The organism is Castellaniella sp., from assembly GCF_049650445.1.
Classification (GTDB): Bacteria; Pseudomonadota; Gammaproteobacteria; order Burkholderiales; family Burkholderiaceae_B; genus Castellaniella.
The window spans coordinates 46,252-58,186 of sequence record NZ_JBASAD010000017.1 but is presented as its reverse complement, the minus strand read 5'-3'; the positions used below and the strand labels follow the sequence as shown (position 1 = coordinate 58,186).

Genomic DNA, 11,935 nt, shown 5'->3' with positions numbered 1-11,935 from the left:
CCCCTCAGCGTGTCAGGCGCTGGCACTGGATGCCGCACGAGCGCAGGGCCTGCCGGCCATGTGCTGGCAACCGACATTTCTGCGGCAATCCTGGAGTTCGCCGCAGCCAACGCGCAACAGGCCGGATTGAACAACATAGAGACCAGGATGGCTGACGCCGAGAGCCTCAACCTGCCGTCCGCCAAAGCATATCTGGACTTCATCCGTTGCTCGGCCTCGCCCATCATCCGAATCCTGAGCGCACTCAATGAACCGGTAAAGGACGCCGCCTGGGACGAGATGGAAGAGCGGCTCGAGACCTTTCAAACACCCACGGGATGGAAGGGACCCAACGAGTTGCTATTGACGGTGGGAAGCAAATAATCGGACTGCATCGAAAAACGGCTGTTCACATCGCCCTGGATTTTGAGGAAGTTCCATTTCTCATATCTTGCCGTCCATCAAGGTCCGATACGACCCGATGAGCGTCTTTCACATGAACCAGAACATCCGGCCGCAACCCCAAGCGCCCGTCCACAATGTCAGACAGCTCACTCGGAATACACAGTCAATATGCTCAAGAATCTCTTTGCCGCCATACCCGTTGACACAAGCCGTGAAGCATTCGACGATCTGCTGAACGTCCCCGGGCTGCGCATCGAACGCATTGTGTCTCACGGGCAGAAAAGCCCACCCGGCTTCTGGTACGAACAGGACGAAGATGAATGGGTCATCGTTTTGCAGGGCTCGGCCACGCTTCAGCTTGAAGGCCGCGACACCCTTGTCTCGCTGGAACCGGGCGACCACTACTGGATACCTGCGGGTCTCAGGCATCGTGTAGATGCGACGGCTCCCGGTCGCCCTACGATCTGGCTGGCCGTCCACCGCTGATGGTTTGAGTGTGGTGCCAAAGACTCAAGTCACGGCAATCTTCGTTAAAAACATTGATTCAGGTTAAAGCCTGCACACTCTTCCCGCTTACTCCGGTCCGATCAGGGTTTTTCCCACTGGCTCAACTTTACAATTATTAAACTTAAACCATTGAGCCACCGTCGGCCCCCACTTCCCAGGGTGCCGTACCGACAGGAACGCCCACATGACACACAGCACCATCGATACTGCCCTGAACCGGCTCCGCCTCTGGCAAAAATTCGCCGTGCTGGCGCTCTTCGGCGTGGTGCTGGTCGCCGCGCCCTTCATCCTGTACGTGCTCGAGTCCGGCAAGACGATCGACGCCACACGGCTCGAACTGCGCGGCCTGCAGCCCATGCACCAGATGATGAAGGTCCTGCAACTGACGCAGCAGCATCGCGGCCTGTCCATGATCACCCTGAACGGCGACACGTCGGCCGAATCCCGGCGCGCGGCCTTGCAAACCGACACCGACCGCGTCTTCGAGGCGCTGGACGCCGATCTGCGCCAGGACGTCCGCGATCCGGCCGTGCTCGGTGTCTGGCAAGAAGCCCTGCAAGGCTGGAAAACGCTGGAAGACCAAGTCGCCCGCAAGGCGATCAAACCCGCCGACAACTTTCAGGCCCACGTCGATCTGATTGCCCAGTTGCTGCGGGCCAAATCCCTGCTGCTGCAGCACTACGGGCTGAGCTTCGACCCGCAGGCCCAGGGCTATTACCTGGTGGACATGGCTCTGAACCAGGTGCCCATGCTGACTGAAATGTTCGGCCAGACCCGCGGCATGGGGGCCGGTCTGCTGGCCCGCCACGAAGCCTCCGACGCCGAACGGCTGCGGGTCATGGTGCTGATCAATCGTGCCGAAGAACACTACATCAGCCTGAACGACGCACTGGAAAGCGCCGCTCGGCAATTTCCCGAGCTGGGTGCCCGTCTGGCCGAACCCGGCCGGACGGCGCTCCAGGAAGCCCGCCAGGCCATTGAACTGGCCCAGAAAGAAATCCTCCAGACTCAAACCCTGCAGTTCCCGGCCACCGATTTCTTCACCCACTATACGCGGGCCATCGACGCCCAGTACGCGCTCGATCAGGTCGCTCTGAAACAGTTGGAATCCGTGCTGAACGACCGCGCCGACGCGCTGTCCCACACCCGCCTGTTGCTCGGCGGCGGCATCGTGCTGCTCAGCCTGCTGGCGGGCCTGGCCAATTACCTGATCACCCGGGCGTTGCTGCGCCAGTTGGGCGGTGAACCTGCCTACGCCACGGACCTCCTGAACCGGATTGCCACGGGTGATCTGGCCGTTCCCATCGAACTGAAGGACCAGGATCGCGTCAGCCTGTTGTTCGCCCTGCGGGACATGCGCGACCGCCTGTCCGACATCGTCAGCCAGGTCCGCAACGGCGCCGACTCCATTGCTTCGGCCTCGAGCCAGATCACGGCCGGCAACCTGGACCTGTCCTCACGCACCGAGCAACAGGCCAGTTCCCTGGCCGAGACCGCCGCCACGATGGAGGAAATCACCGCCACCGTGCGTCAGAACGCCGACAACGCCCAGCAGGCCAACGCCCTGGCCGAGACGGCAGGCCGCACCGCCACCGAAGGCGGCGCCATCGTCGCCGAACTGGTCACCACCATGGGCGAAATCGACTCACGGGGTCAGCAGGTTGCCGACATCATCGGCGTCATCGACAGCATCGCCTTCCAGACCAATATCCTGGCCCTGAACGCGGCGGTCGAGGCCGCGCGCGCCGGCGAACAAGGCCGGGGCTTCGCCGTGGTCGCCTCCGAAGTCCGCGCGCTGGCGCAACGGTCGGCCGGCGCCGCCAAGGAAATCAAGACCCTGATCGACATCTCGGTGGCATCCACCACCCGGGGCAGCGAACAGGCGGCGCGAGCAGGCGCCACCATGCAGGAAATCGTCGACGGCATCAACCGCGTCACCGACATCATGGGCGAGATCAGCGCGGCCAGCCGCGAACAGACCACCGGCATCGAGGAAATCAATGCCGCCGTCACCCAGATGGACGACGTCACCCGCCAGAACGCCAGCCTGGTCGAGGAATCGGCTGCAGCGGCCGCCAGCCTGCAGGAGCAAGCCGATACCCTGGTCGCCCAGGTCGCGTTCTTCCACCTCGACACGCCGGCACAGGCGGACACACGGCGCCCCGCCGCTGGTCCCCACACGCTGAAGGCCCCCGCACGAGCGCCCCGGCTGCTGGCCACCCGCGTCTAAATCAAGCGTACTCGCCGCCCGTGTGTCCAACTAGCGACACACGGGCGGCGTCGTTTGTCTTTTATCCGCTAAAATCTTAACTTTTAAAGCATTATCTCGTAAAATCTCCTGTCTTATCGCAGCGCACGCATTCTCCATCCTCTCGTCCGCCGCCTCTCAACTCATCTCCGATACGCTGTGCGGCCGAGCCCCCTTATCCCGTAATGACCCAAACTGAAACCGATTTCCAAGGTGTCCGTTCGTCTTCGTACGACCGACAGGCCGATCGCATCATGCTGCCCCTGCTGTGGATTCTGTTCGCCACATCTCTGGGCCTGGCCTCCTGGCACGACACCTGGAATCTGGCCCTGTGGATCGGCCTGCCCCTGGCCCTGATCCCCACAGCCCTGATCTTCTGGCTGCCGGGCCAACTGATCACACGTATGGTGGTGACGACATCTTTCATGATGTTCTGCGCCCTGCACATCCACCAATCCCTGGGCACGATCGAACTGCACTTCGGCATCTTCGTGCTGCTGGCCGTGCTGTTGTGCTACCGCGACCCGCGCGTGATCCTGCTGGGCGCCGCCCTGATCGCCGTCCACCACCTCAGCTTCAACTACCTGCAGGAAGTCGGTTTCCCCACCTATTGCTTCGCCGAACCCAGCCTGGGTCGGGTCATCGCCCACGCCACCTATGTGGTCGTTGAAAGCACGGCGCTGTGTTACATCGCCCAATGGATGCGGCGCGATGCACGCCAGACACACGAACTGACCGGCATGGTCACCCAGATCACCCGCGACGGCCGCATCAGCCTGAACCTGGACGGCCTGGCGCCTGCCAGCCCGATGGGCACCTCCCTGCACCAGGTGCTGCAGGCCATCTCCGACGCGGTCGCCCGGGTCCGGGAAAACGCCCAGGCCATCGACCAGTCCCTGGGCCGGATCACGGCGTCCAACGAGACCGTCAGCGCCGGGGCGCGCAACCAGGCAAACGCCCTCGATCAGGCAGCCACGTCGATCCAGGCCATCACCGCCTCGCTGGCCGACGACCAGCAACGCGCCCAGGCCGCCCGGCAGGACGTCGACCGGACGGTCGCCCTGGCCGGCGAAGGCAGCCAGACCATGACGCGCTCGGTTGAAAGCATGCACGAGATGCGTGCCCTGTCCCAGCGGATCACGGAAATCACCACGCTGATCGACGGCATCGCCTTCCAGACCAACATCCTCGCGCTGAACGCCTCGGTCGAAGCGGCCCGCGCAGGCGAGCACGGCCGAGGCTTCGCGGTGGTCGCCGGCGAGGTCCGTACCCTGGCGCAGCGCAGCGCGGACGCCTCGCGCCAGATCCGCGAACTGATCGACGCCTCCGTACGCCAGGTGGCCGAGGGCACCGACCTCATCGAGCACAGTGGCCGCATCATGTCGCGCCTGTCCGGCGGCATCGACTCGCTCTACAGCATGCTGGAACACCTGCAGCAAGCCAATGAGAGCCAATCCGGACAGATCCAGGACCTGGAGCAGGCGATCAGCAAGATCCAGGACATCGCGCAGGACAATCTGCGTCAGACGCGGGACTCCGGCACCCTGGTGGAACACCTCGATCTGGGTGCCCGACGCCTGAACCAGGCGGTCGGCCTGATTTCATGAAATCAGGCTCCGGGCCGGCCGCCCTGCCCCGCCACCTGGCGATCGGCACGCTGATCTTCGTCAGCACGATCTTCTCCGCCAACCACGTCGCGGCCCGGGTGGCCTTCGATGACGGCGCGGGCGTGCTGCTGGGGCTCATCTGCCGGGCCGGCGCCAGCCTGCTGGCGCTGCTGGGCATCGTGTTGTGGCGCGGCCGGAGTCTGGGCCTGTCTGCCCGGCTGGGCGCCTGGCAGGCACTGCTCGGCCTGCTGATCGCCCTCCAAAGCATCTGCCTGTATTCCGCCGTCGCCCGCATCCCGGTCGCCCTGGCGCTGCTCATCAACAGCCTGTTCCCTCTGCTGTTCGCTCTGCTGACCTGGGCACTGGGCGGCCCGCGCCCGACCCGACGCGCCAGTTTGCTGATGGGGCTGATTCTGGCGGGGCTGACACTGGTCCTGGACCTGCCCGGTCTGCTGGACAACGGCGCTCCCCCGGACGCCCGCTGGGCGACGGGCGTTCTGCTGGCCCTCTCCAGCGCCAGCTTTTTCACCTGCGCACTGTGGGTCACCGAACACCGGCTCGCCGCGCTGCCCGGGCCGGTGCGCAGTCTGTACACCATTCTCATCGTTTTCTGTGTCATGCTGGCCGCAGGTGCGGCCGACTTCATGCCGGACGGCATGCGGTCGCCGGACGGTCTCGTCGGCTGGGCGGCACTGGTGATCCTGTCTTTGTGCTATACCACAGGCTTCTGCACTCTGTTCATCCTCATGCCCCGGCTCGACATGCCGCGCAATGCCCCCGTGATGAATACCGAGCCCGTCGCCAGCCTGGCTCTGGGCTGGTTGATCCTGGACCAGGCCTTCAACGGCCGCCAGCTGTTGGGCGGCCTGCTCGTGCTGTCCTGCATCGTCATCCTGGCGTATTCACGGCGACGCTGACACCCCAGTCCCCTCAGCCTCACGGCCCATCCATCATGTCCTCCCCCCTTCGAGCGACTGGCATCCCGCGATACCACCCCTGCGGCCACCGGCTCCTGCCCGCGCTGGTCCTGTCGTTTCTGCCCCTGGTCCTGGCCCATCCGCCAGCCGCCCGGGCCGCTCTGCAAACAGCCATTGAACAGGCCGCGCCAAAAGCGACCGTACAGGCCGAGACACCGCCCCCCACAGATTGCGCGGGCGGCAAGGTACTGAGCTTCGTCGCCCACCCCGACGACGATCTGCTGTTCATGAATCCCGACCAGTACGACGCGATTCGCCAGAACCGTTGTGTACACACGGTCTACCTGACCGCCGGCGACCGGGACGACGGCATGGCCTACACGCTGGCGCGCGAGCGCGGCATCATGGCTGCCTACGCGGACATGGCCGGCGCGGCCGACGCCTGGCACACCGACGGCCTGGTGGTCGGTCAGCACACCCTGGTGCGCCACACCCTGCGTGCCAATCCACGCATCCAGCTCATCATGCTGCGTCTGCCCGACCCCTGGCTGGGTGCCGGCTGGGGCAGCCTGACGCCCCTGAGCCGCGTGGAATCCGTGCCCCGCGCCCGCGTGCGCTCCTATGCCCCCTATCCGGACACCTATACGCGCAGCGAACTGGTTCATCTGCTGGCCGATCTGATCCGCCAGGAAGCCCCTCAGGACGTCCGCCTGATGGACCCCTCGATCACCATTCCCTATCGTTCGCTATGCTGGCGCTGCGCCGGGCACGACCACCCCGACCACATTGCCGGCGCCCGGCTGGTCGAGGCCGCCATGGCGATCGCCCCCGGTTCTTATTCCCGCACGGCCTATCTGAACTACCCCAGTCAGGAACTGCAGGCCAATCTGGATGCAGCCCAGGCAGCCCGCAAAGCGGAAATCTATCTGCGTTATGCGAAGGACGACCCCAGATCCTGCCCGCCCGGCAGTGCCTGCTCGGCGCCGACGGGTCCCGAGGCCGCCTGGGTCGGCCGGCAGTACTATGTCGCCCGACCTGCCGACCCGCCGCTGCAAGCCCAGGCGCACCAGACCAGCCCCTAGCGTGGTTTAGTCGGGGTCTTCGCCGGTGCCGGATTTCGCTGGCCACCGGCTTGCCTGACTCAGCGCTCGCTCATCGCGCGCATCCAGATCGCCCCTCGCGCGCGCATGATCGATGAGATCGGGCCGGCGCGCCGCCGTCAGCGCCAGGGACTGATCCCGCCGCCAGACGGCGATGCGGGCATGATGGCCGGACAGCAGCGGCTCGGGCACGGCATCGCCGCGCCAGACTTCGGGACGCGTGTAGTGTGGACTGTCCAGCAGACCGCTCAGGGCGGGATTGAAAGAATCCTGCACGGCGGACTCCGCATCGTGCAGCACCCCCGGCAACAGGCGCACCACACTGTCCATCAGGACCATGGCACCCAGCTCGCCGCCCGACAGCACGAAGTCCCCCAGCGAAACCTCCTCGTCCACATAGTGGTCGATGAAACGCTGGTCGATGCCTTCGTACCGGCCGCAGATCAGGATGGCACCGGTTTGTTCCGCCCAGTGCTGGGCGCGCGCCTGGTCGTGCGTCCGGCCGGTCGGCGACAGCAGCACGACGGACGCCGGTTTGTCCGGGACATCGGCACCCGCTTGCAAACGGGCCGCGCGAGCCGCCTCGACCGCGAGGGCCAGCGGTTCGGCCAGCATGACCATGCCCGGACCGCCCCCGTAGGGCCGATCGTCCACCGTGCGATGGACGTCAGTCGTGAAATCGCGCGGATTCCAGGTCTCCAGCGACCAGAGGCCCCGGGCATGCGCGCGACCGCTGACGCCCTGATCGCGCACTGCGGCAAACATTTCGGGAAACAGCGTGATCAGGTCAAACCGCATTTCGGATTCAGAAATCGGCCGGCCAATCGCTGTCGATACGGCGAGCCTGCAGATCGACGTGCTGCACATGTGCAGCCACGAAGGGCACCAGCACGTGACGCGGCCGGCCGCGCGCATCGGCGAGCGGCTGGAAGACGCCATCGGCGTCCGATGCGCCCAGCGCCACCTGCAGCACGGCATGCGCGCCATTGTCCAGGACCTGGTCGACGCGCCCCAGCAGCCGGGGACCATCGTCCCCCATGCCGTGGAAATCACAGCCGATCAGGTCAATCCAGTAGTATTCGTCGTCGTCCGCTTGCGGAAACGCCGTCCGGGGTACCCAGATGGTATAGCCCCGCAAGGCTTCGGCCGCATCGCGGTCGGCGATGCCGTCGACCTGAGCCACCAGAAACTGGCCGCCCTGACGGCGGCATGCACGGATATTCAGGCCGCGCGGACGCGGCGAAGCCCCCGTTCCCAGTGCGGGATCAGGCGCTTTGAGCCACCAGACCGGAGCACCCAACAGGGCCTCCGCCTGGGGCGAATAAGGCTGGAGCTTGAGCCAGCCGCGTACCCCGTGGGCTGCGGCTACCCGGCCGACCTCGACCAGGTCGTCCGGCGGCACGGCATCCAGGAAGGTGGAATCGGCCATCGCCGGCACGACAGGCTGCGATCAGGCAGCGGACGCGACCTTGGCGGAGTATTCCTTGACCAGGCGGGCCACCGTGTCGGACAACTGGGCACCGGAACCGACCCAGTGCTGGACGCGATCCAGGGACAGGCGCAGGCTTTCCTGACCTTCACCGGCGACGGGATTGTAGAAACCCACGCGTTCGATGAAACGGCCATCGCGGCGATTACGCGAATCGGCAGCAACGACATTGTAGAAGGGACGCTTCTTCGAGCCGCCGCGGGCCAGACGAATCACAACCATGGATAATCCTTTGAAAATGCTGTGAAAAACGCAAAATTTTAGCACCACACAGGTGGTGTCCGCAATGGATGCGGTTCAACGGCCTGCGAATACCGTGAAAAACAACACATTAACGACGCTGGACGTAATGTACCTGAACCTCATCGTCACGCGCCTGCTGCGCCAGCAGGGGATTGCCGGTCTGTTGGCAGAAGGCCTGGAAATCCCGACCCGCATGCGGGTCGGTGGTCAACACGGCCAGCACCTGCCCGCTTTCCAATTGAGCCAGCGCTTTCTTGGTGCGCAGGATCGGCAGGGGGCAATTCAGCCCCCGGGCGTCGATTTCCTGATCCGCGTGCAGCGTTTCCATCACACCGCCGCCCCCAGCCTTTCGGCCAGCCAGGCCTGCACGCCGGCCAGGGCACCGTCCAGCGACGCCACATCAGAGCCGCCGCCCATGGCCATGTCCGGACGGCCGCCGCCCTTGCCGCCCACCTGGGCAGCAATGGCACCCACCAGATCGCCGGCCTTGACCCGTGTCGTCAGTTCAGGACTGACACCGGCCACCAGGCTGATCTTGTCATCCGCCACGGCGGCCAGCAGGATCACGGCGCCGGGCAGCTTGGATTTCAGTTGATCGACCATGCCGCGTAGCGATTTGGGATCGACGCCACTGAGCCGCGTGGCCAGCAGCTTGACCCCGGCGACGTCCACGGCCTGACCTGCCAGATCGGACCCCGCAGCGGCCGCCAGCTTGTCCTGCAGGCGCTCGAGTTCGCGTTCGATCTGGCGCGTCTGCTGCTGCAGCGCCTGGATGCGCTCAGGCACTTCGGCAACCTGGGTCTTGAGCAGCCCGGCTGCCTGATCCAGCGTGTCGCGGGTCTGCTGCACCCAGGCCAGGGCACCGTGCCCGGTGATGCCTTCGACCCGACGGATGCCGGCGGCCACACCGCCTTCGGACACGATCTTGAACAGACCGATGTCGCCCGTGCGCGCCACGTGGGTGCCACCGCACAGTTCACGTGAAAAGCCGATGTCCAGCACCCGCACCACGTCGCCGTATTTTTCGCCAAACAGGGCCATGGCCCCGCCGGCCACGGCTTCGTCGTAGCTGAGATGCTGGGTACGCACGGCCTGGTTGGCCAGGACTTCGTCGTTGACGATGGACTCGACCCGGGCGATCTGCTCGGCCGTCATCGGTGCGTCGTGGGCGAAGTCGAAGCGGGTCTTGTCCGGATCGACCAGAGAGCCGCGCTGCTGCACGTGCTCGCCCAGGACCTGGCGCAGGGCCTTGTGCATCAGGTGCGTGGCCGAGTGATTGCGCATCGTATCGGCACGGCGGCGGACGTCGACATGCGTGCCGACCTTGTCGCCCACGGCCAGGGCGCCCTGCTCCAGGACGCCGTGATGGCCAAAAACGTCGGCCTGGATCTTCTGGGTGTCGGCCACCTGAAACCGCACCGAGGCGCCGGTCAATACCCCAGTATCGCCCACCTGACCGCCGGATTCGGCATAGAACGGCGTCGCGTCCAGCACCACCACAGCCTGCTGACCCGAGGCGATGGACGGCACCGAGGCGCCCTCCACATACAGCGCCGTGACGACGGCCTGACCTTCCAGGTGGTCGTAACCGTCGAAACGCGTCGCCACGCCGTCATAGCTGAGATCGGCCGCTGCCTTGAACTTGCCGGCGGCGCGCGCCTGTTCGCGCTGGTGCGCCATGGCCTGTTCAAAGCCGTCCAGATCGACGGGGATATCGCGTTCGCGGCAGATGTCGGCCGTCAGGTCGACCGGAAAACCGTAGGTGTCGTACAGCGTGAACAGCGTCTGGCCGTCCAGCGCCTGGCCGGCCGGCAGGGCCGCCAGCGCGGATTCCAGGATCCGCATGCCGTTTTCCAGGGTTTCGCCGAAGCGCTCTTCTTCCTGACGCAGCACCTGTTCGACCCGCGCCTGCTGGGCGGCGAGTTCGGGATAGGCATCACCCATCTGCCCGACCAGGTCGGCCACCAGACGATGGAAGAACAGGCCCTTCTGGCCCAGCTTGTGCCCGTGACGCAGCGCGCGCCGGACGATGCGGCGCAGCACGTAGCCGCGCCCTTCGTTGCCGGGGATCACGCCGTCGACCACCAGGAAGCTGCAGGCACGGATGTGGTCGGCGATGACCTTCAGGGAATTGTCGGCCAGGTCCGCGCACCCCGTCTCGCGGGCAGCCGCGCGAATCAGGTGCTGGAACAGGTCGATCTCGTAATTGGAATGCACATGCTGCAGCACGGCGGAAATGCGCTCCAGGCCCATGCCGGTATCGACGCAGGGCTTGGGCAGGGGATTCATATTGCCCTGGGCATCGCGCTCGAACTGCATGAACACCAGATTCCAGATCTCGATGTAGCGGTCGCCGTCTTCTTCGGGCGATCCCGGAGGGCCGCCCCAGATGTCCGGGCCGTGGTCATAGAAGATTTCGGAACAGGGGCCGCAGGGCCCCGTGTCGGCCATCTGCCAGAAATTGTCCGAGGCGTAGGGCGCGCCCTTGTTGTCGCCGATGCGGATGATGCGTTCACGCGGTACGCCGATTTCCTGTGCCCAGATGTCATAGGCCTCGTCGTCGTCCTGGTAGACGGTGACCCACAGTTTTTCCTTGGGCAGGCCGTAGACCTCGGTCAGCAGGGTCCAGGCGTTGGTGATGGCGTCGCGCTTGAAATAGTCACCGAAGCTGAAATTGCCCAGCATCTCGAAAAACGTGTGGTGCCGCGCGGTGTAGCCGACGTTTTCCAGGTCGTTGTGCTTGCCCCCGGCGCGCACACAGCGCTGCGCGGTCGTCGCCCGGCGATAGGGCCGGCTGTCCTTGCCGGTAAAAACGTCCTTGAACTGGACCATGCCGGAGTTGGTGAACAGCAGCGTCGGGTCGTTGGCCGGCACGAGCGGCGAGGACGGCACGATCTGGTGTCCTTTGGACTCAAAAAAGGACAGGAACTTCTGACGGATCTCGGAGGTTTTCATTCGTTTGGCCGCAGGGGAAACTAGCCGGCCATTATATGCGTTTTGATCCTTACAACGCCTCGACGGCTGGATAGAACTCGCGGTTCTCGCGCAGCATGCGCGCATGCACGCTCTTCAGTACGGTATTGGCCTCGGTGCGGAAGTCCTCCGGGTTGCGGGTGAGCCGCGTGGCGTCGCCCCAGCGACGGGCAAAATTAATGAAGGCACTGGCGATGCCCTTCATGTCGCCCTGGTAGGCCGCGCTCATGCGCGCCATGCGGTCGTCGCCGCTTTTTTCCAGCGAGGGGTACAGGATGCGATCCTCGATCGCCAGATGCTGGGTGACGACCTGGGCCAGCGCCTTCAGTTCGTGCGCGATGTCCACGGCATGATCGGCAATCCCTTGGTGAGACAAGCGGCGCAGCAAGCTGATGCCGCTGAGGATTTCGACGTGCTGATGCTTGAAGCGATCGATATTCATGATGAGGGTTCCTCTCCCTTAGCTT

At 65.0% G+C, this 11,935-nt stretch carries 13 protein-coding genes; 7 read left to right on the top strand and 6 right to left on the bottom strand.

Annotated elements, in window-relative coordinates:
* Nucleotides 1-9: 9 nt before the first annotated feature.
* The 7 genes from WA983_RS05885 (at nucleotide 10) to WA983_RS05855 (ending at nucleotide 6,745) form a co-directional block, all read left to right on the top strand.
* Entirely contained in the window at nucleotides 10-363 is a 354-nt protein-coding gene (locus tag WA983_RS05885) for a class I SAM-dependent methyltransferase (protein WP_424248418.1), read from the top strand.
* Between the two features lie 67 nt (nucleotides 364-430).
* Complete coding sequence (locus WA983_RS05880) at nucleotides 431-619, top strand: hypothetical protein (protein ID WP_424248416.1); 189 nt, start codon at nucleotides 431-433, stop codon at nucleotides 617-619.
* Nucleotides 553-870 carry a cupin domain-containing protein gene (locus WA983_RS05875; RefSeq protein ID WP_424248414.1) on the top strand — a complete coding sequence of 106 codons (318 nt, stop codon included), beginning with the start codon at nucleotides 553-555 and terminating at the stop codon, nucleotides 868-870. Before WA983_RS05880 ends, WA983_RS05875 begins: the two co-directional genes overlap by 67 nt.
* A 205-nt stretch (nucleotides 871-1,075) precedes the next feature.
* Nucleotides 1,076-3,121, top strand: coding sequence for a methyl-accepting chemotaxis protein (locus tag WA983_RS05870; protein ID WP_424311734.1), 2,046 nt, complete (start codon nucleotides 1,076-1,078; stop codon nucleotides 3,119-3,121).
* A gap of 272 nt (nucleotides 3,122-3,393) precedes the next feature.
* Entirely contained in the window at nucleotides 3,394-4,746 is a 1,353-nt protein-coding gene (locus WA983_RS05865) for a methyl-accepting chemotaxis protein (protein WP_424311733.1), read from the top strand.
* Nucleotides 4,743-5,663 (top strand): EamA family transporter, encoded by a 921-nt coding sequence (locus WA983_RS05860; RefSeq protein WP_424247731.1) that lies wholly within the window; start codon nucleotides 4,743-4,745, stop codon nucleotides 5,661-5,663. The genes WA983_RS05865 and WA983_RS05860 overlap by 4 nt, the downstream gene beginning before the upstream one ends.
* 35 nt (nucleotides 5,664-5,698) lie before the next feature.
* Nucleotides 5,699-6,745, top strand: a complete 1,047-nt coding sequence (locus tag WA983_RS05855; protein ID WP_424247733.1) for a PIG-L family deacetylase — start codon at nucleotides 5,699-5,701, stop codon at nucleotides 6,743-6,745.
* Between the two features lie 6 nt (nucleotides 6,746-6,751).
* On the opposite strand, the gene trmD is transcribed toward WA983_RS05855, so the two are convergent.
* The 6 genes from trmD to WA983_RS05825 form a co-directional block, all read right to left on the bottom strand.
* Nucleotides 6,752-7,561, bottom strand: coding sequence for a tRNA (guanosine(37)-N1)-methyltransferase TrmD (gene trmD / locus WA983_RS05850; protein ID WP_424247735.1), 810 nt, complete (start codon nucleotides 7,559-7,561; stop codon nucleotides 6,752-6,754).
* 7 nt (nucleotides 7,562-7,568) lie between these two features.
* Nucleotides 7,569-8,192 (bottom strand): ribosome maturation factor RimM, encoded by a 624-nt coding sequence (gene rimM / locus WA983_RS05845; protein WP_424247737.1) that lies wholly within the window; start codon nucleotides 8,190-8,192, stop codon nucleotides 7,569-7,571.
* 21 nt (nucleotides 8,193-8,213) lie between these two features.
* Nucleotides 8,214-8,474, bottom strand: a complete 261-nt coding sequence (rpsP, locus tag WA983_RS05840) for a 30S ribosomal protein S16 (RefSeq protein WP_424247738.1) — start codon at nucleotides 8,472-8,474, stop codon at nucleotides 8,214-8,216.
* A gap of 109 nt (nucleotides 8,475-8,583) precedes the next feature.
* Nucleotides 8,584-8,814: a sulfurtransferase TusA family protein gene (locus tag WA983_RS05835; RefSeq protein ID WP_424247746.1), complete on the bottom strand. Its 231-nt coding sequence runs from the start codon at nucleotides 8,812-8,814 to the stop codon at nucleotides 8,584-8,586.
* 8 nt (nucleotides 8,815-8,822) lie between these two features.
* On the bottom strand, nucleotides 8,823-11,450 hold the full coding sequence (alaS, locus tag WA983_RS05830; RefSeq protein ID WP_424247740.1) for an alanine--tRNA ligase: 2,628 nt from the start codon (nucleotides 11,448-11,450) through the stop codon (nucleotides 8,823-8,825).
* Between the two features lie 49 nt (nucleotides 11,451-11,499).
* On the bottom strand, nucleotides 11,500-11,910 hold the full coding sequence (locus tag WA983_RS05825; RefSeq protein ID WP_424247742.1) for a hemerythrin domain-containing protein: 411 nt from the start codon (nucleotides 11,908-11,910) through the stop codon (nucleotides 11,500-11,502).
* Nucleotides 11,911-11,935: the final 25 nt, after the last annotated feature.

Bases quoted from the DNA above. Each gene is read 5' to 3' on its own strand.
- WA983_RS05875 (WP_424248414.1), top strand. From the start codon at position 553: ATGCTCAAGAATCTCTTTGCCGCCATACCCGTTGACACAAGCCGTGAA.
- WA983_RS05870 (WP_424311734.1), top strand. From the start codon at position 1,076: ATGACACACAGCACCATCGATACTGCCCTGAACCGGCTCCGCCTCTGG.
- WA983_RS05865 (WP_424311733.1), top strand. From the start codon at position 3,394: ATGCTGCCCCTGCTGTGGATTCTGTTCGCCACATCTCTGGGCCTGGCC.
- WA983_RS05860 (WP_424247731.1), top strand. From the start codon at position 4,743: ATGAAATCAGGCTCCGGGCCGGCCGCCCTGCCCCGCCACCTGGCGATC.
- WA983_RS05855 (WP_424247733.1), top strand. From the start codon at position 5,699: ATGTCCTCCCCCCTTCGAGCGACTGGCATCCCGCGATACCACCCCTGC.
- trmD (WP_424247735.1), bottom strand. From the start codon at position 7,561: ATGCGGTTTGACCTGATCACGCTGTTTCCCGAAATGTTTGCCGCAGTG.
- rimM (WP_424247737.1), bottom strand. From the start codon at position 8,192: ATGGCCGATTCCACCTTCCTGGATGCCGTGCCGCCGGACGACCTGGTC.
- rpsP (WP_424247738.1), bottom strand. From the start codon at position 8,474: ATGGTTGTGATTCGTCTGGCCCGCGGCGGCTCGAAGAAGCGTCCCTTC.
- alaS (WP_424247740.1), bottom strand. From the start codon at position 11,450: ATGAAAACCTCCGAGATCCGTCAGAAGTTCCTGTCCTTTTTTGAGTCC.
- WA983_RS05825 (WP_424247742.1), bottom strand. From the start codon at position 11,910: ATGAATATCGATCGCTTCAAGCATCAGCACGTCGAAATCCTCAGCGGC.